This is a genomic window from Massilibacteroides vaginae, assembly GCF_900178525.1.
In the GTDB taxonomy this organism is placed as follows: Bacteria; Bacteroidota; Bacteroidia; order Bacteroidales; family Tannerellaceae; genus Massilibacteroides; species Massilibacteroides vaginae.
In genome coordinates this window covers 357,423-380,412 of the sequence record NZ_FXDJ01000008.1, presented here as the reverse complement: position 1 = coordinate 380,412, position 22,990 = coordinate 357,423, and the positions used below count along the sequence as shown (strand labels likewise).

The 22,990-nt window shown below is 40.7% G+C and carries 19 protein-coding genes; 11 read left to right on the top strand and 8 right to left on the bottom strand.

Annotation, left to right across the window (positions count from 1 at the left end; genetic code table 11):
- The first annotated feature begins 12 nt into the window (after positions 1–12).
- From xylA to B9Y81_RS06920, 4 genes are all read left to right on the top strand, one after another.
- A complete protein-coding gene (gene xylA, locus B9Y81_RS06935) occupies positions 13–1,341 on the top strand; it encodes a xylose isomerase (protein WP_085536264.1) in 1,329 nt (442 codons plus the stop codon).
- 59 nt (positions 1,342–1,400) lie between these two features.
- Positions 1,401–2,945 (top strand): D-xylose transporter XylE, encoded by a 1,545-nt coding sequence (xylE, locus tag B9Y81_RS06930; protein WP_085536263.1) that lies wholly within the window; start codon positions 1,401–1,403, stop codon positions 2,943–2,945.
- 220 nt (positions 2,946–3,165) lie between these two features.
- Entirely contained in the window at positions 3,166–5,175 is a 2,010-nt protein-coding gene (locus B9Y81_RS06925) for an alpha amylase C-terminal domain-containing protein (protein WP_085536558.1), read from the top strand.
- A 29-nt stretch (positions 5,176–5,204) separates the two neighbouring features.
- Positions 5,205–6,176: a type I phosphomannose isomerase catalytic subunit gene (locus B9Y81_RS06920; protein ID WP_085536262.1), complete on the top strand. Its 972-nt coding sequence runs from the start codon at positions 5,205–5,207 to the stop codon at positions 6,174–6,176.
- A 75-nt stretch (positions 6,177–6,251) separates the two neighbouring features.
- Here the strand turns inward: B9Y81_RS06920 and serS are convergent, their stop codons facing one another.
- Both serS and B9Y81_RS06910 read right to left on the bottom strand, forming a co-directional pair.
- Positions 6,252–7,523 carry a serine--tRNA ligase gene (gene serS, locus B9Y81_RS06915; RefSeq protein WP_085536261.1) on the bottom strand — a complete coding sequence of 424 codons (1,272 nt, stop codon included), beginning with the start codon at positions 7,521–7,523 and terminating at the stop codon, positions 6,252–6,254.
- Positions 7,524–7,607: 84 nt separating this feature from the next.
- Complete coding sequence (locus B9Y81_RS06910; RefSeq protein WP_085536260.1) at positions 7,608–8,141, bottom strand: C40 family peptidase; 534 nt, start codon at positions 8,139–8,141, stop codon at positions 7,608–7,610.
- Between the two features lie 530 nt (positions 8,142–8,671).
- On the opposite strand from B9Y81_RS06910, the gene B9Y81_RS06905 reads away from it, so the two are divergent.
- The 4 genes from B9Y81_RS06905 (at position 8,672) to B9Y81_RS06890 (ending at position 12,416) form a co-directional block, all read left to right on the top strand.
- Positions 8,672–9,466, top strand: a complete 795-nt coding sequence (locus B9Y81_RS06905; RefSeq protein WP_085536259.1) for a helix-turn-helix domain-containing protein — start codon at positions 8,672–8,674, stop codon at positions 9,464–9,466.
- Positions 9,467–9,551: 85 nt separating this feature from the next.
- Positions 9,552–9,926, top strand: coding sequence for a VOC family protein (locus tag B9Y81_RS06900; protein WP_085536258.1), 375 nt, complete (start codon positions 9,552–9,554; stop codon positions 9,924–9,926).
- A 127-nt stretch (positions 9,927–10,053) separates the two neighbouring features.
- Positions 10,054–10,473 carry a Fur family transcriptional regulator gene (locus tag B9Y81_RS06895; protein WP_085536257.1) on the top strand — a complete coding sequence of 140 codons (420 nt, stop codon included), beginning with the start codon at positions 10,054–10,056 and terminating at the stop codon, positions 10,471–10,473.
- 50 nt (positions 10,474–10,523) lie between these two features.
- On the top strand, positions 10,524–12,416 hold the full coding sequence (locus B9Y81_RS06890) for a heavy metal translocating P-type ATPase (RefSeq protein ID WP_085536256.1): 1,893 nt from the start codon (positions 10,524–10,526) through the stop codon (positions 12,414–12,416).
- A 2-nt stretch (positions 12,417–12,418) separates the two neighbouring features.
- Here the strand turns inward: B9Y81_RS06890 and B9Y81_RS06885 are convergent, their stop codons facing one another.
- The 3 genes from B9Y81_RS06885 to B9Y81_RS06875 are packed head-to-tail and all read right to left on the bottom strand — an operon-like array spanning position 12,419 to position 14,720.
- Complete coding sequence (locus B9Y81_RS06885; RefSeq protein ID WP_085536255.1) at positions 12,419–13,267, bottom strand: patatin-like phospholipase family protein; 849 nt, start codon at positions 13,265–13,267, stop codon at positions 12,419–12,421.
- Positions 13,268–13,271: 4 nt separating this feature from the next.
- Complete coding sequence (locus B9Y81_RS06880) at positions 13,272–13,994, bottom strand: SDR family NAD(P)-dependent oxidoreductase (RefSeq protein ID WP_085536254.1); 723 nt, start codon at positions 13,992–13,994, stop codon at positions 13,272–13,274.
- A 6-nt stretch (positions 13,995–14,000) separates the two neighbouring features.
- Positions 14,001–14,720: a M23 family metallopeptidase gene (locus tag B9Y81_RS06875; RefSeq protein WP_085536557.1), complete on the bottom strand. Its 720-nt coding sequence runs from the start codon at positions 14,718–14,720 to the stop codon at positions 14,001–14,003.
- Positions 14,721–14,970: 250 nt separating this feature from the next.
- Between B9Y81_RS06875 and B9Y81_RS06870 the strand changes: the two genes are divergently transcribed.
- Together B9Y81_RS06870 and nspC are read left to right on the top strand one after the other, a co-directional pair.
- Positions 14,971–16,185, top strand: coding sequence for an LpxZ family protein (locus B9Y81_RS06870; RefSeq protein WP_245832417.1), 1,215 nt, complete (start codon positions 14,971–14,973; stop codon positions 16,183–16,185).
- Between the two features lie 40 nt (positions 16,186–16,225).
- Positions 16,226–17,365, top strand: a complete 1,140-nt coding sequence (gene nspC / locus B9Y81_RS06865) for a carboxynorspermidine decarboxylase (protein WP_085536253.1) — start codon at positions 16,226–16,228, stop codon at positions 17,363–17,365.
- Position 17,366: 1 nt separating this feature from the next.
- Here nspC and B9Y81_RS06860 read toward each other — a convergent pair whose 3' ends face one another.
- A complete protein-coding gene (locus B9Y81_RS06860) occupies positions 17,367–18,299 on the bottom strand; it encodes an Abi family protein (RefSeq protein ID WP_085536252.1) in 933 nt (310 codons plus the stop codon).
- Positions 18,300–18,524: 225 nt separating this feature from the next.
- Positions 18,525–19,712 (bottom strand): C1 family peptidase, encoded by a 1,188-nt coding sequence (locus B9Y81_RS06855; protein ID WP_085536251.1) that lies wholly within the window; start codon positions 19,710–19,712, stop codon positions 18,525–18,527.
- Positions 19,713–19,824: 112 nt separating this feature from the next.
- On the opposite strand from B9Y81_RS06855, the gene proC reads away from it, so the two are divergent.
- Positions 19,825–20,631, top strand: a complete 807-nt coding sequence (proC, locus tag B9Y81_RS06850) for a pyrroline-5-carboxylate reductase (RefSeq protein WP_085536250.1) — start codon at positions 19,825–19,827, stop codon at positions 20,629–20,631.
- Between the two features lie 8 nt (positions 20,632–20,639).
- On the opposite strand, the gene B9Y81_RS06845 is transcribed toward proC, so the two are convergent.
- On the bottom strand, positions 20,640–22,940 hold the full coding sequence (locus tag B9Y81_RS06845) for a TonB-dependent receptor (RefSeq protein ID WP_085536249.1): 2,301 nt from the start codon (positions 22,938–22,940) through the stop codon (positions 20,640–20,642).
- Positions 22,941–22,990 lie beyond the last annotated feature (50 nt).

Below are 22,990 nucleotides of genomic sequence, written 5' to 3'. Positions count from 1 at the left end.
ACAGTAAAAATCATGAGTGCATTTAAAAGTGGAAAAGAATTTTTTCCCGGAATAGGAAAGATTCAATTTGAAGGACGTGAATCAAAAAATCCGATGGCTTTTCATTATTATGATGAAAACAAAGTGGTAATGGGTAAGACTTTAAAAGATCATTTGCGTTTTTCAATGGCTTACTGGCATACGTTGTGTGCGGAAGGCGGTGACCCTTTTGGCGGAGGTACAAAAACATTCCCATGGAACGATAGCACTGACGCTGTTACACGTGGTAAATATAAAATGGACGCGGCTTTTGAATTCATGACTAAGTGTAACATCCCTTACTATTGCTTCCACGATGTGGACTTGGTGGATGAAGCACCTACTATGATTGAATTCGAAAAACGTCTTGACGCAATGGTTGAGCATGCTAAAGCTCATCAGGCTGAATCCGGAAAAAAACTACTTTGGGGTACTGCGAATGTGTTTAGTAACAAACGCTACATGAACGGAGCCGCCACTAATCCGGACTTTGCCGCGGTTGCTTTTGCCGGTACTCAAATAAAAAACGCAATCGACGCGACAATTGCTTTAGGGGGTGAAAATTATGTGTTCTGGGGTGGTCGCGAAGGTTATATGAGCCTTTTGAATACCAATATGAAACGTGAAAAAGATCACTTGGCTCAGATGCTGACTATCGCCCGTGACTATGCGCGTAAAAACGGATTTAAAGGTACATTCCTGATTGAACCTAAGCCAATGGAACCAACCAAACATCAATATGACGTGGATGCGGAAACGGTGATCGGTTTCCTTCGCCACTATGGTTTGGATAAGGACTTTGCTTTGAATATAGAAGTGAACCACGCTACTTTAGCAGGTCATACATTCGAACATGAATTGCAAGCAGCAGCCGATGCCGGTATGCTTTGCAGTATCGATGCTAATCGCGGAGACTATCAGAATGGTTGGGATACAGACCAATTCCCGATTGATCTATATGAATTGGCACAGGCATGGCTAGTTATTCTGGAAGCAGGAGGTTTGACAACTGGCGGTACCAACTTTGACGCGAAGACAAGACGTAACTCTACTGATTTGGAAGATATATTCCTTGCTCATATCGGAGGTATGGACGCGTTCGCTCGTGGTTTGCTTATTGCTGCTGATATCCTTGAAAACTCTCCTTATCGCAAAATGCGCGCAGATCGTTACGCAAGTTTCGACAGTGGTGATGGAAAGGCTTTCGAAAACGGAAAACTAACGCTCGAAGATTTACGTACTATTGCTCTTAAATCAGATGAGCCTGCTCAAATAAGCGGCAAACAAGAGTTGTATGAATTAATCATCAATCAGTATATTTAATTGGTTAGAAGGGGTGTTGAAAAAACACCCCTCTTCATTCCTCCCAATCTAAATTACGTATGAAGAAAAACAATAATTATATATTAGGTGTTACGCTGGTTGCCACACTCGGTGGTTTATTATTCGGTTATGATACCGCTGTTATTTCAGGAACAGTAGAATCACTCAGAAGATTTTTTATCGAACCACTCGGGCTTCCGCTTGATCAGGCAAATGCATTGGAAGGATTTGTTGTGAGTAGCGCGCTGATCGGCTGTATCCTCGGAGCATCTATTGCCGGATGGCTTAGTCAGCGTTACGGACGCAGACCGACCTTGATCGTTGCCTCAGTTCTTTTTGCTACTTCTACCATTGGGTCTGCCTGGCCGGAAATATTTTTTGGAATGCCGGGTAGTGGAGATCATTCCTTTATCTATTTCTTTGTAGGGTATCGTATCTATGGTGGGATAGGAGTTGGTTTGGCTTCTATGATATCACCTATGTACATTGCTGAAATAGCACCTTCGGAGAGGCGGGGTAATCTGGTGTCATGGAACCAGTTTGCCATTATCTTCGGTATGTTGCTTGTTTATTTTGTGAACTATACGATTGCTCTTCAGGGAGACGCTGCTTGGCTGCATACGTATGGTTGGCGTTGGATGTTCGCTTCCGAACTGCTTCCGGCAGCCTTGTTCTTTGTTCTGCTGATGTTTGTACCCGAGACTCCTCGCTACCTTGTGATGCGTGGAAAGAATGAACAAGCTCGCTCGGTATTAACACGTCTGCTGGGCGATGGAGCTGATAAAGAACTCGAAGCAATTCGCGAAAGTTTTAAAGAAAAGACACCATCCACTCGTCCGTATTTCCAATTTATGGGAACTTGGCTGGTGTTGTTTGTCGCACTCTATTCCTTGCTTGAAATAATCGGCAATTCCAACGCTCTTGAGCTGGGATTGATTATTAGCTTTGGAGTTTCTTTGCTTATGCCGGTTAAATCGTATGGTGTTAAGATTATTATTGTTGGCGTTCTTTTATCCGGCTTCCAGCAATTTGTGGGTATTAATGTTGTGCTTTATTATGCACCGGAGATATTCAAAACAATGGGAGCAGCTACTGATGCCGCCTTGTTACAGCAGATTGTTGTGGGAATAGTAAACTTGTCGTTTACCGTACTTGCTATTCTGACGGTAGATCGTTTCGGACGTCGCCCGTTGATGGTTATCGGTGCGTTGATTATGGCCTTTTCCATGATTATACTTGGCACAACGTTTTATACACACAACGTAGGTGTGGGATCGTTAATTTGTATGCTTGTTTATACCGCCGGATTCGCCATGTCCTGGGGACCTGTTTGCTGGGTATTGCTTGCTGAGATATTCCCAAACTCCATTCGTTCGGTGGTGATGAGTATTGCCGTTGCAGCACAATGGATTGCCAATTTTATGGTATCATGGACATTTCCGATGCTCGATAAGAACCAATATCTGACAGAAACTTTCAATCACGGAATGGCCTATTGGATTTACGGAATAATGGGAGTACTGGCTGCTTTGTTTATCTGGAAGTTTGTGCCCGAAACGAAAGGCAAAAGTCTGGAGCAAATGGAAGAGTATTGGAAAAAATAACGTATTGTAAGCTATTTGATTAGTATATAAAATTGATAACGTAAGAAATCAAACCGGATTAAGGATTGTTTTATGCCTTCAGAAGTGTTTAAATGCTCTTTTGGAGGCATACTCTTTTATATAGGTTTATCCATAGTTTTCATTAATAACCTGATAGAGATACTTTTCTGCCATATTATTTTTACCTTTGTTTGGAATAGAAATGAAAACGGAAGTAATCATGCAAATACTAAAACTGATAAAGAATGATCCTTGGCTGGAACCGTATGAAGAAGCTATACAAGGACGTTTTGATTATGCTGTTGAAAAAGAAAAGTCCTTGTTGAAAGGAGGGGATAAATCCTTAACTGATTTTGCTTCCGGATACATGTATTTCGGTTTGCATAAGACTTCTTCCGGCTGGATATTCAGAGAGTGGGCACCAAATGCCACTGCTATTTACCTTATCGGATCTTTTAATAACTGGCAAAAAACAGAAGATTATCGCTTGCAACCTCAGGAAAACGGTGTCTGGACGTTGGAGCTAAGCGAAGACAAACTGCATCACGGCGACTTGTTCAAACTACGGATGGAGTGGGATGGAGGAGTAGGTGAGCGCATTCCTGCCTGGATAAGACGTGTTGTACAAGACCATCAGACAAAAATATTCAGTGCGCAAGTCTGGGAACCCGAACAGCCTTATGTGTATAAGCATAAAAAAATTAAACCAACTATTGATCCGCTGCTGATCTACGAATGTCATATAGGCATGGGAACAGCAGAGGAAAAAGTCGGTACGTATGATGAGTTCCGTCGGAATGTGCTGCCCCGTATTGTTAAAGATGGGTATAATGCCATACAGATTATGGCAATACAGGAACATCCTTACTATGGTTCTTTCGGATATCATGTAAGTAGTTTCTTTGCGGCGTCTTCCCGTTTTGGTACTCCTGAAGAATTAAAACAATTAATCGACGACGCGCATGGAATGGGTGTTGCCGTGATTATGGATATAGTTCACAGTCACGCCGTAAAGAATGAAACAGAGGGCTTAGGACGTTTTGATGGTTCATACGGACAGTATTTTCATACGGGTGAACGTAGGGAACATCCGGCCTGGGATTCACTTTGTTTTAATTATGGAAAGAATGAAGTGCTTCATTTCCTGCTTTCCAACTGTAAGTTCTGGCTCGAAGAATACGGCTTTGACGGATATCGCTTTGACGGGGTAACTTCTATGCTTTACTATAGCCATGGACTTGGTGAAGCTTTTATGAATTACGGTGATTATTACAACGGCCATCAGGATGGTGATGCAATCGCATACCTGACATTGGCTAATAAACTTATACATGAAGTAAATCCGCATGCCATCACAATAGCGGAAGAGGTGAGCGGTATGCCCGGCCTGGCTGCTACGGTAGATAGTGGTGGGTATGGTTTTGATTACCGTATGGCTATGAATATCCCGGATTACTGGATAAAGACGATCAAAGAAAAAAAGGATGAGGATTGGAGTCCGTCTTCTATCTGGTGGGAAACAACAAATCGTCGTTCGGATGAAAAGACAATAAGTTATGCCGAAAGTCATGACCAGGCGCTGGTGGGAGATAAAACAATTATTTTCCGCCTGATTGATGCGGATATGTATTGGCATATGCACAAAGACGATAAGAGTCTGGTGGTAGAGCGTGGTATTGCTTTACATAAAATGATACGATTAGTTACAGCATCCACAATAAACGGAGGCTATCTTAACTTTATGGGAAACGAATTCGGTCATCCCGAGTGGATTGATTTCCCAAGGGAAGGAAATGGCTGGTCGCATAAATATGCCCGCCGGCAATGGGATCTGGCCGATAACCCCGATCTTAAATATCGTTTTCTGAATGAGTTTGACGCTGAAATGATGAAAGTCATTAAAAGTGTGAATAAATTTCAGGCTACTCCAATTTATAAAATATGGGACAACGATCAGGATCAGATACTCGCTTATATGCGTGCCGATCTGTTGTTTGTTTTTAATTTCAGTCCGGATAAATCGTTTGCTGATTACGGCTTTCTGACTCCTCCGGGAAAATATGAAGTTATACTCAATACGGATGCTGTTAAATATGGCGGCAATGGACTTTCGGATGACTCTATTAAGCATTTTACCGCTTTCGATCCATTGTATGAATCCGAAAACAAAGGCTGGCTAAGGCTGTATATTCCGGCAAGAAGCGCAGTCGTTCTAAAGAAAATCAATTAAACATATACACTTATATTTATAATAAATCTATGTTATATCCATTTACATTTAAGCCGATCCTGAAATCTTTGATTTGGGGAGGAGCTGATATTTGTCCTTTTAAAGGTATTACTCCGGTTCAAGAAGGTATTGGCGAGAGTTGGGAGATTTCCCACGTGGAAGGAAGCGTTTCCGTTGTTGAAAATGGCGCTTTAGCCGGTAAATCCCTCGATGAACTTATTAAAACGTATGGTGCGGAATTAATGGGCAAGAAGGTGATTGATCGTTTTGGAAATATTTTTCCTTTGCTTATTAAATTTATAGATGCTTGTGATAATCTGTCTATTCAGGTTCACCCTGACGACGAACTGGCGCGTAAACGCCATAATTCATTTGGTAAAACTGAAATGTGGTATGTTGTAAAAGCAGCAGATGAAGCCGCCCTGTATTCGGGTTTTTCGCAACAGATTGATGCCGATGAATATGTGAAACGTGTGGAGAACAATACGATTATGGACGTGTTGCAACGCTATAATGTGAAATCGGGAGATGTGTTTTTCTTGCCGGCAGGTCGTGTACATGCTATTGGAGCCGGTTGTTTTGTGGCGGAGATACAGCAAACAAGCAATATTACTTATCGTATCTACGACTATGATCGTCGTGACGCGAACGGCAACGGACGCGAACTGCATACCGAGCTGGCCAAAGACGCGATAGACTATACACTTTCTTCAGATTATCGCACACATTACACTCCGAAAGAGAACGAAGAGGTTGAGTTGGTAACCTGTCCGTATTTTACAACCAATCTACTGGAGTACGATAAACCGTTTACGCGTGATTGTTCTGAATTAGACTCATTCCTGATCTATATCTGCATGTCCGGAAGCGCGGTAATTAAAGATAATAACGGTCAAGAAATAAATGTACACCAGGGACAGACTGTGTTGATTCCTGCTAATACGACTTCGGTGGAAATAATCCCATCGTCTTCGGTAAAGCTTATGGAAACTTACATTTAAGAGAAGAGCATAAAAGCTAAAAATGTATCAAAAATAAGTAGAGACGCACAAATTGTGCATCTCTACTTATTTTTTTTATTTGATCAAATCAAATCCGGTGTAAGGGATCAGCGCTTTGGGGATGCGGATGCCTTCGGGGGTTTGGTTGTTTTCTAATAAGGCGGCAACGATGCGTGGTAATGCCATAGCACTTCCGTTTAATGTATGGCAAAGTTGCGTTTTCTTGTTCTCGTCGCGATAGCGGCATTTCAAACGGTTTGCCTGATAGCTTTCAAAGTTAGATACCGAGCTGACTTCCAACCAACGTTTCTGAGCCGCTGAATATACTTCGAAGTCGAATGTAAGTGCTGAGGTAAAGCTCATATCACCTCCACATAGACGAAGAATTCGCCAAGGTAATTCTAACTTTTCAACCAACGTTTGTACATAATTCACCATTTCGGTTAATGACTCGTAAGAGTGTTCCGGCTTGTCGATACGAACAATCTCTACCTTGTCAAATTGGTGAAGACGGTTAAGTCCGCGTACATCTTTACCATAAGAACCTGCTTCACGACGGAAACAAGCGGAATAGGCTGTGTTCTTTATCGGCAGATCAGCATCATTCAAGATAACATCTCTATATATATTTGTGACAGGTACTTCTGCGGTTGGAATCAGGTACAGATCGTCAACCGTAGCGTGATACATCTGTCCTTCTTTGTCCGGCAACTGTCCTGTTCCATATCCGGAATCGGCATTAACTACGTATGGAGGTTGTATTTCTAAGTATCCGGCTTCACGGGCATTATCTAAAAAGAAATTGATTAACGCGCGCTGTAGGCGGCAACCATATCCTTTATAAACGGGAAATCCTGCTCCGGTGATCTTTACGCCCAGTTCGAAATCGATCAGATCGTATTTCTTTGCCAAATCCCAGTGGGGGAGAGCATCTTCTGAAAGTTCGGGAATTGCTCCGCCTGTTCGTTCTATCACATTGTCTTCAGCAACTCTGCCGTTAGGTACGCTTTCGTGAGGAAGGTTAGGGATCTGAACCAGAATATTCTGAATTTCCAGTTCTGCGTTTGTTTTCGTTTCTTCAAGCGCCTTGTTTCCCTCTTTCATTTCGTTTACCTTGGCGCGGGCAATCTCGGCTTCTTCCTTTTTGCCTTCTTTCATTAACTGACCGATGGATTTCGATATATTGTTCAGCTCAGCCAGATTCGCATCCAGCACAACCTGTGTATTACGTCTTGTTTTGTCTAACTCAATAACTGTAGTTATTAATTCTTTCGCATCGAAATGCTTTCTGGTCAATCCCTCAATAACCGCTTCGGGATTTTCCGTAATTACTTTAAGCGTCAGCATACTTTAACTTCTCTATTTATTATTCATTAAGTGAAGCAAAGATACAGAAAAAGGTAGTGTTGTATAGTATTATAAGAAGAAAAACTAATTAACCCGGCCGCCTGAAACCCATGTTCTCATATAGTAAGGTTCATCTAATCGGCTTATCATCACTCCGCGAGACGTACTTACATGGATAAAGCGACCATTCTTCAGGTATATTCCCACATGATTAGGTGTTTTTCTTTTCCCTCGTCCGGTTTGGAAAAAAACCAGATCGCCCTCCTTTAGTTTTCCGCGACTTACTTTTCGGCAGTCACGTTTTAACATATCTGCCGAAGAGCGGGAAAGTCTCTTTCCATAAATATCTTTATATAGAATAGTCACAAACCCGGAACAATCTATACCCTGCTTACTCATCCCTCCGAGGCGATGAGGCACGCCCAACCACTGCGATCCGGCATTATATAAATAGATATTATCGTCAGGAGTAATACGTACGCCATACAACCGGCTTAGCTCTTTAGGCCCTTTAAAGTCATGAGGTAATATAACTTTTTGCTTGCTTCCACAAGACGACAGCAAGAAGCAGAAAAGAAGCAGGAATATTCCGGAAGATAAAACGTTTTTGTATGACATGTATGCAAATTTAGTAAAGAGTCTCTTTACAAAGATAGATGATGCAGCGGAAAAACAAAGAGAAAGTACATACTGAATATAAAAAAATGTCGCATCCTTATATATATATGTTGGTTTTTGTATTGTGAAATCAAAAGGTGAAAATGTTTTTATACACACCAAGTGTGGGTACAGGAAACCCGGAAGACTGGAGTTGGATTATTTATTTGCATAAGTAATATACAACCTCTTCAGCGATTATTTTTTGTCTTTTTTAGTAATGCTTTTTCGCCTGTAATTTGCCTCTCGAAGCTGCTTTTTTCAGGGGCTTTTTACCGTTTTGATAATCAGTGCTTTAGATGTGTGTAAAAACATAAAGGTTATTTTTCAAAACATAAAGGTTATTTTCTGAAAAATAAAGGATATCTTTTTAAACATATAGTAATGTAAAAAACCGGCTTTGTTTTAAGGCCGGTTTTGAGTTGTAAAAATGTCCTTTTTTTACAATTTCAGCTCTTAATTTACCCGTACTTTTGTCGGAATATTTTTTTATGGAAGAGTTTAAAATTATATCGCCAACATCCTTGCTTCTGCCCTATATAAAGCATTACTGGCTGTTGAAGTCGGTCGTTGATTCGACTACCCTCACCCGAACTGTGCCAACCGGCATGATGAGCTTAATATTTCATCGGGAAAATCGTTTGTTGTCTATCTGTGATAATGAATTTCATCCCCGTACCTTTCTTAGCGGACAGGAGAGAACATTTGTTGACTTACAATATAATGGTCGGGTCAATATGATTTCAGTAGTCTTTCATCCGGTCGGAGTACGGGCTTTTTTCAATCTTCCCATGAACAAGGCTGCCGGCTTACGTTTAACGGCGGGCGATTTGGAAGATAAAGAATTATTAGCCTTGGAAAATTCATTAACAAGTACCGAAGACGACCGGCGTTGTATTTTCCTTATAGAACAATTCCTTCTTAAGCGCTTTACTCTCTTTGCGGAACACAACTTGAAACGAATAGAAACCACTATTCAACTGATTAATTCCGGTCAGACCGATATTACTTGTCTTGCCGATAGTGCTTGTTTGAGCACCAAACAATTCAGTCGAGTGTTTTCTGAGCATATTGGTGCTAATCCGAAAGAATTTTTACGTACAATTCGTTTTCAACGGGCGTTGCATATACTCGAAAACAATAGACATATACCTTTGACAGCTCTTGCTTATGAATGTGGCTACTTCGACCAATCACACATGATCAAGGAATTTAAAACTTTCTCCGGCTATACACCAAGCGAATATATTGCCAATTGTCAGCCTTTTTCGGATTACTTTTCATAAGGAATGAGGATGTCTTTTTTTTACAATCCTATCCTCTTTTCGCATGCTACTTTTGTCTTGTCAAACAAATAAAATAAATTTGAAAATGAAAACATTAGTAGCGTTTTTTGAAATTCCGGCCATTGATTTTGACAGGGCAATTAAGTTTTACGAAAATCTTTTGCGTGTTAAACTAACAAGGATGGATTGTGAATACGAGAAGATGGCATTCTTTCCTGAAGAAAACGGACTTTGTCCAGGCGCAATCTCATGGGCTGCCGAAAACAGTTTTCTTCCATCAGAAAATGGCGTGTTAATCAGTCTGAATGTAGACAACATGGAAAAAGCCGTTCAGTTTATTAAAGAAGACGGATGTAAAATTCTTATCCCAAAAACCAAAATAGAAGCGGACTATCGGGGTTATTTTGCCGTCTTTATTGACTGTGAGGGAAATAGGGTAGGATTGTATTCTGATAAATAAAAATTTCTACCGGATTGCATGAAAAAATACTTGTTTCGGAGTAATCTGAAACAAGTATTCTTTGTGAATATTGCTGTAGTTTTGTGTGAATTATCACTACCTTTGAGTGGATTAAATATTGATTATTATGGATTCATTGGAAAAAAGACTTAAAGACAGGGGTGTTAAGCCTACTGCTGTAAGGCTCTTAATATTAAAAAAAATGCTTTCGGGTAAAGAAGCGTTTTGCTTACGAAGTCTGGAAGATGCCTTGGATACTGTTGATAAATCAACTCTTTCTCGTACCATCACGTTGTTTCATGAAAAGCTTTTAATACATAGTATAGATGATGGTTCGGGAACAATGAAGTTTTCTGTTTGTAGTTCGGACTGTATGTGCTCGTTGGGAGATCTTCATGTGCATTTTAATTGCCGTAAGTGCGAACAAACTTTTTGTCTGGAAAGTATTTCTATTCCATCGGTGCAATTACCAAAAGGTTTTTTGTTAGAGAACGTGAACTTTGTACTGAAGGGGCTTTGTGACTCTTGTTCAAAGTTTGCAACTTAGTTGCACAACCCTTTCCATACCTTTGTTTTCATAAAAAAATAATAAAGATTATGGCACATTCAAACGAACTGAATCAACAAAGTAAATGGCGGGTTTATCTGCCTGCCGCAGTAAGTTTTATTTTGCTTTCGGCAGGACTTGTTTTAGATCATTTACTACCCTATACATTTTATAATGATTATGTAAGATTAGCCTGGTATATAGTGGCTTATCTCCCTGTCGGACTGCCTGTGCTGAAGGAATCGGCAGAACTGATCGGGGCAAAAGATTTTTTCAATGAGTTCAGTCTGATGTCGATTGCTACTTTAGGTGCTTTTGCTATCGGCGAATATCCGGAGGGAGTCGCTGTAATGTTGTTTTATAGCGTAGGTGAATTATTTCAGGCTTCGGCGGTAAACAAGGCGAAAAGGAATATAAAATCGCTGCTGGATATACGTCCCGACTTTGCTACTGTACTTCGGGATGGTAAATACCTAACGGTTTCTCCGGAAGAAGTAAGGGTTGGCGAAAAAATACAGGTTAAGCCCGGCGAACGAATTCCTTTAGACGGTGTGTTGCATTTATCGCAAAGTAGTTTTAACACTTCCGCGCTTACAGGAGAAAGCAAACCCAGACGGATTAGGGAAGGAGAAGATGTTTTGGCCGGTATGATCAATCTGGATAATGCAATAGAACTACATGTAACCAAGCTTTATTCGGACAGTTCGCTGGCAAAAATATTGGATATGGTGCAACATGCATCGGCGCGTAAAGCAAAAACCGAGCTGTTGATACGTCGTTTTGCCCGAATTTATACGCCGTTGGTCTTTTTCCTTGCTTTGTCTTTAACTTTGCTTCCTTATTTTATCGTGTCCGATTATGTTTTTGCCGATTGGCTGTATAGAGCATTGGTGTTTTTAGTTATTTCTTGTCCTTGTGCTTTGGTTATCTCTGTTCCTTTAGGTTATTTTGGAGGAATAGGAGCTGCTTCTAAAAACGGAATACTTTTTAAAGGAGCCAATTTTTTAGATTTAATGACCCATGTCAATACCGTTGTGATGGATAAAACCGGAACATTAACGCATGGTGTTTTTAAAGTGCAGCATGTTTCTGCTGTAAATAATGATACAAAGCAATTAACGGCTATGGCGGCGGCTATCGAGTCTTTTTCCAATCACCCCATAGCTAAGGCAATAACAAGCTATGCCGGAGAGAAAGACCCTCAGTTTGCGGCTCATAATGTGATGGAAGTTCCCGGATATGGCTTGCAGGGAGAACTAAACGGAATGATTTTGTTGGCAGGAAATGCTAAACTGCTGAAAAAATACGATATAGCCTATGATCCGATTGTTGATGAGATTGTAGATACAATTGTTTTGATCGCTTATAACGATCAGTATATGGGGTATATAACGATTGCCGACGAAGAAAAAGAAGATGCGGCCCAAGCCATCCGCGAGATGAAAAAGTTTGGCATACAAAATACGATAATGCTGAGTGGTGATAAATCTGCAATAACTGAGAAGCTTGCCCAAAAACTTGGTGTTACAGCGGCTTACGGAGATTTGTTGCCCGAAGAAAAGGTGCGACATTTGGAGGAATTAAAAGCAAATACAGCTAATTGTATAGCCTTTGTTGGGGATGGAATAAACGACGCGCCCTCGCTGGCGTTGAGTGATGTGGGAATTGCTATGGGAGGAATGGGTAGTGATGCGGCTATTGAAGTTGCGGATGTTGTTATCCAAACCGATCAACCCTCAAAGATTTCGACTGCGATCAGTATCGCCAAATACACGAAAAGTATAGTTATTCAGAATATTATTTTTGCTATTTCGATCAAGCTGATCATACTGCTTTTAGGTGCTTTTGGGTATGCAAGTATGTGGGGAGCTGTATTTGCCGATGTTGGTGTTGCTTTGCTTGCTATTCTTAACTCGGTACGTGTATTGAGCAAACGATTTTAAAATCAGGAAAATAGTTTTTGGATTTTTGTAAGTAAAGATTCCTGTTTTGGAGGAGCAAAGAAATCTTTTTGAATACGCTCTTTGTTTTCTTCAAAATAGGAACTTGCTAATTTATAGCCTATCTGATAAATCTCGTTTATTTTATTCATTTCAAATAACGGGTATTTCCCCAGCTCAACCGATTCGATCAGGTAGTCGCATAGTTCCCGGTCGTGAAGCGAATTAGAAATCATCAGGTAATGCAAGGAACGTTCAACCATGTATTTAAAAGACCGGCTATACTTCATTGGGCATAAAGGTGTGATGTTCATTCCGATAACTTTCTCGCAGTCTTTTCGTATAGCTGAAACCGGAAGGTTTTCAAAGAGTCCTCCATCAACAAAATAACGATTGCCGATTTTTACCGGTTCGAACATGATCGGAAAAGCGCACGAGGCAAGGATTGCCGGAATAAGTTCGCCGCTATCGAAAAGAACTTTCTCTCCTTGTTCTATATCAGAAACCATAACTCGCAATGGGATTGCTAATTCTTCAAACGTTTGCGCGCGTAAATGTTTTTTTAAAAAAGAAGCTAACCCCTTTGTTTTGAAAAAACTGTTGCGGGGAATAGAGGTAGTAGCTAATTCGCCAAATTTTACATCCTTAAATAATTCCATTATTTCTTTTGAGGAATACCCATCCGCATATAATGCGCCGGCTAACGATCCGGCACTGGTACCTGAAATAATGTCCGGTTTCAATCCTATTTCTTCAAGCGCGTCGAATACCCCTAAATGCGCAAATCCACGTGCGCCGCCACCTGCCAAAGCCAAGCCTAATTTGTATTGAGGCTTTTCTGTTTTTTCTTTCATGGTTTTATTTAATAGATAAACGTTCCCATATCCATCGGGGGATAAGTTTCCAAACAAACACAAGTAATTTATACCTGTTGTCAATAACTGCTATGCGTTGTTTTTTATCGATCGCTTTCACGATCCGGAAAGCTACCCGGTCGGCTTGCATCAGCAAAGGATAGTCGCGGTTTTTTAATAAATCGGTCGCGACAAATCCGGGACGAATATCTGTAAATTTAATATCCAGTTTTTCTATATGCGCTAATTGCGCTAAAGCATCAACATAATGATTTTGGAATCGCTTCGTTGCGGAATAAGCGGGGGCAGCTCCCAGGCCCTTTGTGCCGGCAATGGAACTGATAACAGCGATATGTCCTTCCCGCAGTTCTTTGAAATAATTAAAAGCAGCGGTAAGCATACGGGTAAATCCCTCCGCGTTTGTTCGTATCGTATTGAGTTCTATCACCGGATCCAGCGCCTTGTTCTGACTGCCGATTCCTGAACTTAGCAGGAAAACATCCATCCCTCCGATTTTCTCGATCAGTCTTTCAAGCCCCCGAACTGCGTCTTCAGAGGTAACATCAATCGTTTCGTATTCGATCTGATCAGGCGCGCTGTATTGCAGTTTCTTTAAAGCCTCTTCACGTCTGCCCGCTATACCGATTCGCCATCCTTTACGAATATAACACCGGGCTATTTCTAATCCGATTCCGGAGGTAGCTCCTATGATAACGATACGTCTCATACCGCATTAATAATAGTAAGATAGGTAGTTCTGCTGATAAGGAAACCGATCAACGGCAGCTACGGTTATTTTTCCCCCTTTACGGATACATGCGAAGCTTTTCTTATATAAATCACATTTGCCAAAGTCGAAAAAGAGGGTGGGGTTGATGTGCTCTCCGTTTATTCTGATTTCAAAATGAAGATGTTCTGTTGTTGCGCGACCTGTTCTTCCTGTAAGTCCGATAGGTTGACCGGCTTGAACCGTGTCGCCGGCCTTTACCAGGTTGCGGGAGTTGTGACTGTAAACTGTTTCCAGTCCGTTGTAATGACGAACCACAATAACTTTACCATAGGCTGCATAAGGAGCCGCCATTCTTACAATTCCATCAAAAGCTGAAACAATCGTATCGTTTGCGCGGGTCTTGATATCCACCCCCGAATGCCTTCTTCTACCTCCGTACGAAGAAATTACTTTACCTCCCGGAAGCGGAAAAGCGTATTCTTCATCTCCTATCTCCTTAAAATCAATAATCATTGTATTTCCGGACGAGAAGAGCAAGGGATCTTTAGAACGTACATGCTGTTTGTCAAATGAAGAGAACCGGGTGGTGACAGGTTTCCTGTCTGCTTTATATATTTCAAGTTCCGGAGTTGGAAAGTTTACCTGTAATTCAGCAGGAGGTGTTGAGCGGTTGAGATTAGGATATACAACAGAACAAGTGCTTTCCGTGTCATACACAGTCATCCGTTGAGGAGTAGAACAGGTTATAATTCCAATTACCAAACCGGCTGAAAGAAGTAAAAACAATCCTTTTTTTAATATTGTCATCCTATGAAAGTTGTAATTCAATGCGTATATCTTTAACAGATAAACGACTTATTCACAGCAAAAATAAATAAAAAAACGCTTATTATAAAATACAGGGAGCCGATGTTTATGAAAAAGCGTACATTTGTGCTTTATTTAGAAATAACGTGAAGAAAACTATTCGTTCGTGAAATATCCATTACGTATCAAACAAACTATCAGTCAGGTCTTCCTGATTCTTTTTTTTAGCGGCCTTTTTTTACCGGTAAAATCTCAACTCTCCCAACAGGTTTTTGAGGATAACACAACGCTATCTCCCGAAAAAAATGGCGAACTTTCTATAGAGATCGATAATGTCACATTCTTTAAAAACAATGAATATGATGGAGATATAATGAAAGGATATACGCTTCCGGGGTTTTGGTTAAACACAAAGGCAACTTATCAACCGCTTACGAATATTAAACTGGAAGCCGGAGTACATACATTATATTATTACGGAACGAAACGTTATCCGACTTATGCCTATCGGGATATTGCCAAATGGAACCCGGATAGTTATCAATCGGGCGTTCGGATACTACCGTTTTTTCGCGCGCATATTGCGCTGTCAGCTCATTTTGATCTTATTTTGGGGAATATTTACGGTGGCGCCAACCATCATTTAATTGAACCGTTATATAATCCGGAGTTATGTTTAACCGCTGATCCGGAATCGGGCGCGCAAATTCTGTACAAATCAAGATTTTTTGATGCGGATATGTGGGTGAACTGGGAAAGTTTCATTTTCAGGGATGATACCCATCAAGAGGCTTTCACTTTCGGTTTGTCTTCTCGTATAAAGTATAATAATCCGCAATCCAAAGTTCATTTTTACACCCCCGTACAATTATTGGCGCAACACAGGGGAGGAGAGATCGATACTATTCAAACCAGTTCGGTGCATACGTTGATGAACGCCGCTATTGGTGTGGGTGTGGAGTGGAATACAAATTATCGGATTCTGAAGAAAATAACCGCGGAAGTAAATGGCATGGGATATTACCAGCAAGCCGGTAATTTATGGCCCCTTGATGATGGAACAGCCTGGCACGCTTCATTAGCTGCCCACCTGAGCAATTTCCGGATTAAGATGGGTTATTGGAAAGGAAACGATTTTATTTCTCTTTTCGGGATACCTTATTATGGCGCAGTTTCTACTGTCGACGAAACGCATGTTTATGTTGATCGTTCTACCCTATATGCCGGTGTTGAATACAGTTATACCTTTGGAAAAGGATACACACTTGGTGTAGATGTTGACTACTATAAGCCTAAGGCAACAGATGTAAGCCTTACAACTGCTTTTTCGGCCGGTGTTTATTTACGGATAAATCCATCTTTCCTATTGAAAAAGTATTAGTTCGTTATCTTTGTACCTGAATTTTTAGAAAATAAACAGAATGATAGATTTTAATCAAATACCATCACCTTGTTATGTGATGGAAGAGAAGCTGTTAAGAAATAATCTTTCCCTTATTAAAAGTGTGAAAGACCGTGCCGGCGTGAATATAATTCTTGCGTTTAAGGCCTTTGCCATGTGGAAAGCTTTCCCTATCATACGTGAATATATTCCTTATTCAACAGCCAGTTCGAAATTTGAAGCTCAGTTGGCTTATGAAGAAATGGGAAGCCCGGCTCATACCTATTCTCCGGCTTATACGGAAGCTGATTTTCCGAAAATATTGAAGTATAGCTCTCATATAACATTCAATTCGGTGGCTCAATTCAACCGGTTTTACCCGATGGTGCAAGCAGATGGCAATCGTGTGTCGTGCGGTATTCGCGTTAACCCGGAATATTCAGACGTGGAAACGGACCTCTACAACCCGTGTGCACCCGGATCACGGATGGGAGTTATCGCAGCAGAATTGGGGGATCAATTGCCTGAAGGAGTTGATGGACTTCATTTTCATACGTTATGTGAATCTTCTTCTTTCGATCTGGAAAGAACCCTGCAAGAAGTAGAAGCGCGATTCGGTCGTTTTCTTCCCAACATAAAGTGGCTGAATATGGGAGGAGGACATTTGATGACCCGCAAGGGATATGATGTAGAGCATCTCATTTCGTTGCTATTGGCATTTAAACAAAAATACCCCAACCTTGAACTCATTATGGAGCCGGGGAGTGCATTTGCCTGGCAGACTGGCTTTTTGCTGACTACTGTAGTGGATATTGTGGAAAATAAGGGAATTAAAACCGCGATTATTGACGCTTCCTTTACCTGTCACATGCCGGATTGTCTGGAGATGCCTTATAAACCGATGGTTCGTTTTGCTACGGATGCCATAGAAGGAAAGCCAACTTATCGCATCGGAGGTAATAGTTGTCTGAGTGGTGATTTTATGGGGGATTGGTCGTTCGACAGACCATTGGAAATAGGAGATAAGATCATCTTCGAAGATATGATCCACTATACAATCGTAAAGACCAGCATGTTTAACGGTATTCCACACCCTGCACTCGCTCTGTGGAGCCAGAACGATGAATTCGTGCTATACCGCACCTTTGGTTACGAAGATTACAAAGGCAGAATGAGTTGAATCAATATTTGACATTCTGTTTTTGTGGATAAATATCCCACAAAGGTTCTGATTCCCAATCTTGAGGAAAACCCATTGCCGCTTTGTCTATAGTTGGGTATTTGGAGAATAAGTCTATTAGCTTGGCTTTGAACGTGTTTTCTGGAGAAATAGAACACAGGAAATACTTTATAATGCTGATACGGCAATACAGCCGTCGATTGTCTGTTTTCGTAATATCAATCCATTTATATATAGGATTTCGAGGATCGGAAGGAGTGATTGCTATTTCTCGATTCCAGATACGGCTATGGTGTCCGCAATAATTCCTTAAATTTCCTAAAACCAGTATCCATGAACTCATTACCGGAACATTTAATCCGAATTGACGAGCAATTTTCTTCTTCAAACTTTCTTTCTTCAGGTTCTGATAGATTTTACAGATAACTCCTAAAGGAAGAATTTCCGCAATCATCCATGCCGGAGGATAAGTATTGCTATATGTTCTTTTAAAATGTAAAATAAATTCTTCTTTCGTTTTTCCTAATTCACTGGTTATAATATTCAATGTTTCATCGAAAAAACGCTGATTGGAGAAATTGCTTTGGTCTGTCATCCAGAAAATATTTCCTAATTCACTGCTTACTGTGTTGGACATTGCACTTCGGATGGCAACTTCAATTTTTTCAATCTCATTGAAAAGTAGTATTCTTAACTTCCGATCGAAACGATACATAGACATAGCTTTTTCAAAAGTTGCATCAACTTTGAATATATGGGCTGATTTTGGGTCATTGTACAGTGGTCGAAGATAGGAGCTTAGGCGAAAGTAGCCTATATTGGTAAGATAATTGATTGCTTTCTCTTCATTTGCAAACGAAAGTCCTCTGTCTTTTAGTACAGGGATTAATTCATTTGGTAGAGTACAGGCTTTTGGATAAGGTGTTTGGATCATAATGTATAAAAAACGACCCACCGATTTGAGCATTGCGAAGAGGCTTGGTGGGTTCTACAACTGCAAATATACGAAATTCGTTATAAACAACAAACCTTAAAGGTTAAGGATTTAGATCATTTTGAAGTTATTCCACACCTTGCATTTTAAAGACATTACTATACTAAAAAAGCGAGGGCAGTCGTAATCTGCGGCTGCCCTCGTTTTAATCTTTAAAAGGAACGTTTATTTGATTCCTAATTTGTTTTTTATTGCGCTTGGAATAGCGTTTTTATGAACTACGATATTCATGGTTTTGTAAGAAACAAATGCTTCCGAAGCATACCAAGTTCCTTTGTATTTGTTGTCTGTACCCCAAGAGTTTTTTACCATATAATATTTACCACCCTTTTGATCTTTGGCAATACCATAGATTTGCATGCCATGGTCGTCGGTGGTTTGATAATTGTCGTAAGCCTGCTGACGAAGTTCTTGCGTGATAGTTAACTCTTTACACGGACTTTCAATCATTTTTGAAATCATATCGTCTTTTTCTTTGCGACTCAATCCTACCCATCTGTCCTGATCGGATCCGGAAGTTTCCAGGGCAACAACGTCTGGAACAACAGCGATACCATTACGTGTAAAGCCTTTTTCGCTCACGTCTGAACCCCATGCGATTGAATAACCGGTATTGATCGCATTGTCGAATACCTGCATAAGTTCATTTAGCGGAAGGTTATATGATTCAGACCAACGCCAATTGTCCTGAATTTCCAAAGCGAAGCTCGAGTAAAACGGATGATGCGTGTAAGAAGTCAGTGATACATAATCGTCCGGATTAATACCTAATTCAGCAACAAAACTTTTTGGCGTATATTCTTTACCATTATACGTGAATTTTTCGGGAAGTTCGCCCAAATAAGCATCAATTGTAGCGTTAAATCCTTTTTTCCAGGCAGTTGATAATTTCCCGTTTTTATTGTCGGCAACAGCTTTTACATAAGCACCTGTTATAGCTTCCAATTCACCGTGTACATGACCGTCTTCACCATATTCCAGGCCTTTCATAACCGATTCGGGAACAATACCGTAGTTTTTCAATACGTATAGAACATCATAAAACGATCCGCCTTGCGCATAAGGAGTTATGCCATGAGTGCGTACATATTTGTCTCCTTTGTCCCGGTATGAATGATTCACAACAAACATTTCAGACAAATTGTGTTCCCCTTTTCCCATGCGGATCAATTCTGATTCAATAAAAGCCAATGCGGAATAAGACCAACATGTTCCGGTGCGATTTTGATTTTCTACGGGAGTAATCTTAAGTTCTTTAACCGGTGTAAATACATATCCTTGCTCTTCCTGAGCTGTAGCAGTAGAGAATGCTATCGCAGAGAATAAGGCTGCTGTTACAATAATTTTCTTCATTCTATATCTGTTTTTAATGATTATCCGATACAAATATACAACAACCGACCCATTCCTTCCTGTATTTTTGCTTACTTTTGCCCTTGTAGTCAAATATAATTAAACAGAGCAAATGAAAATAACCATTATTGGTGCCGGAAATATAGGTTCAGCTATAGCACATGGATTGGCTAAAGGAAGTCGTGTGAGTTCTTCGGATATAACTTGTACGGTACAAACAGAGGAAAGTTTTGACCGCTTGACGAATAATCCTGATTTCAGGTTTAAGTTAACCCGGAATAATATGGAGGCTGTGAAAGATGCCGATGTGATTATTCTTGCCGTAAAACCCTGGCGCATCGAAGAGGTGATTGCCCAAATTCGTACAGTCTTGAACTTTGACAAGCAAATCATTGTTTCCGTTGCTGCCGGAATAACTTTTGATCAGTTAAATTCTTTTCTGACCCATAAGGCCGATTATGACTATATCTCACTGCCCCCGGTTTTCCGTGTTATGCCAAATACCGCGATTGAGGTGATGAGTAGCATGACCTTTGTTTCTGCTTCTAATGCGAACGAGGAGCAAACCAACCTTGTTCTGGATCTTTTCCGCGAATTGGGTAATGCCATGCTTGTAGAAGAACGTTTGATGGGACCCGGAACAGCCCTTGCCTCCAGCGGAATAGCTTTTGCCATGCGCTATATGCGGGCGGCTATCGAAGGAGGCGTTGAGTTAGGCTTTTATCCGAAAGAAGCACAAGAAATCGTTGTTCACACGGTTAAAGGAGCCGTTGATCTGTTATTGACCAACAAATCGAATCCGGAAACCGAAATAGATAAAGTTACCACACCGGGAGGCGTTACGATTCGGGGCTTAAATGAAATGGAGCTGTCCGGCTTTACTTCTTCCGTAATTCGTGGACTGAAAGCAAGTAAATAAGTGGGCTTTTATTTTCCTGTGCTCATGATGCCTGAGTCGGTGTCTGTGTTATTCAATTTCTTTTGAACACCATTTTGCTTACGTCCGAAATTCATATTCCAGGACAATTGCAGCACAAACATCCTTGATGCATCCTCTACGCTGTTGACCTTGCGAAAAGAAGCATACTGGTTATAATTTCTGGTTTCATGCTTGGTGGTAGAAAACGGATTAAACATGCCTGCCCCAAACACCCAGTCTTTGTGTTTAAAGTTAAGCATAAGATTCTGAACATTTTCCCCTCCATTAACCTGTTCACCCCAGAATGTATTGAATGAATTATACTGTTCATACATCAAACTCCACTGTTTGTAATTGATGAACAACGATGCCCTGTAATACAGATTTGTATAGTTATGCCTGTAAGTATAGCCTTCGCTCAGGAAATAGTTGCTTCCTCCGGTCAATGAAAGATTGATTATATCACGTAAAAAACGGGTTTTGAATGTTAATGAACCCATTAACTGATGCAAATGCTTTTGGTGTTCGTTAGTCCGGATAAACCAATTCCCTTCTCGATAGGTCTCTTCCATAATTGCATCCGGGAAACTCATATACATTCCCCACAGCGAAAGGGAACTGTTGCCGAACCTGTATTCGGAATTCAGGCTGAATTTATAATAGTCGTATGGTTTTAACTCCGGATTTCCCCGTCTGATCTGCAACGAGTCAATATATTGATCCACCGAGCTAATATCAGCCAGCGAAGGTGAGTAATTCTCTATCGAGGCGTTCAACCGGACGAAGAACTTATCGACAGGGGCATACGTGAGTGAAACCGTTGGCCGGAAAGTATAGGCCTCATATTCATCTATTCCTTTCTGCTTCAACCAAGCGCGATATACGCCAACTCCGGCGGTGTAATCCACCTTGTTGATCTTCCCTGCATATTGCATATAGGCATAGGTGTTTGCTTCCTTCATTTTATTTACATGATCCATTGAGCCGGAGTATTTATTATCCACAGACGCTTGTATGTGTTTCAATCCCGCGCTTAATCGTCCCTTCTCCCATGCTTTTTCATAAATAGCTTCGCTGATAAGGGAGTATTTATCACCTTCCGCAAGAGAAGAAATATCTGTAATCATTTTCTTTTCAATCTCTTCCCGGTAGGTACGGTCATTCTCACTCCGGATGTATGTGCCGACGGCGTTCAGTATCAGGCTTTGTTTGTTTTCGAACGAATGAGACCAGTACAAGTCCACCCAGGGGCGGTCAGTTTTGTTACTGGTCCAGTCGGTCATCTGTGTTATCTGTTCCGGATGCCAACTATTCTTTAGTTTGCTATAATAATCTTCGCTATACAGTCCCCAATAATACCCTGCGGTAACATTGAAATAGTTTGTTTCGTCAGGCTGTATATTATAATTTAGTATTATCCTATGTGCGTTGTTTGTCAAATCTCCTGGTTCCGCTATTTCTTCTTTAATCAATTCACGCCCGTCTTCAAAAATAAAACGTTCTTCATTCTCTCTCCAGACATTATTGAATTTCCTGTTCATCCCTAAATAATTAATTCCGAACTCTGATTTCTTGTAGCTTAATTTTGCTGAAAGGTTGTAATTACCCATTACTTTATATGGAGATTGGATTACATTGAACGAAATTATCCCCCCGGTTTTGTGCCTCCTGACAATATAGTTGATTACAGCACCCGCATTTTCGTAACGCATTCCGGGATTTTCTATATATTCGATTCGTAATACATCCTGAGGCTGCAAAGCCATCAATTCCTGTTCGCTAACCTTTACGCCGTTGATCCTGAGTTGTATGGGTTCCTTAGTGCTAAGGGAAACTGTATTGTTCATCACATCCACATTCAAACGTGGTAATTGCAGTGTTTGCAGCAAGTTGACCCCATTGGTCGACGCCTCCATCTGTTTTTGGTTCGGGAAGATTAATTTCCGGTCGGACTTGTTGACTATATTTTGCGCGGTTATGGTAATTTCGTTTAGCACTTCCGTTCCTTCCCGCATGGTCAGCACCCCAAGATCTATTGTCTCGGTCACCCCGATTAATTCAGTAATATCCTGATATCCTATTGATGAAATAATCAATTTGTAATCACCCGGTGTGACATTAGTCAGTAGAAACTGTCCTTTCAGGTCGGTCGATGCTCCCGTTACAAAAACAGAATCGATTGTTCGCAACACTACGTTTGCAAATTCCACTGCAGTGTCATCTTCTAATTTAACTAAACCCTTAATTTGGATATTCTGGGCACAAATATAATTTGCAGTAAAAAGAAATGTAATTATAAATGTTTTCATTGTAATAAAATGTTATGTTTAACATGTCCTGTAGAACCTAATATGTCAAA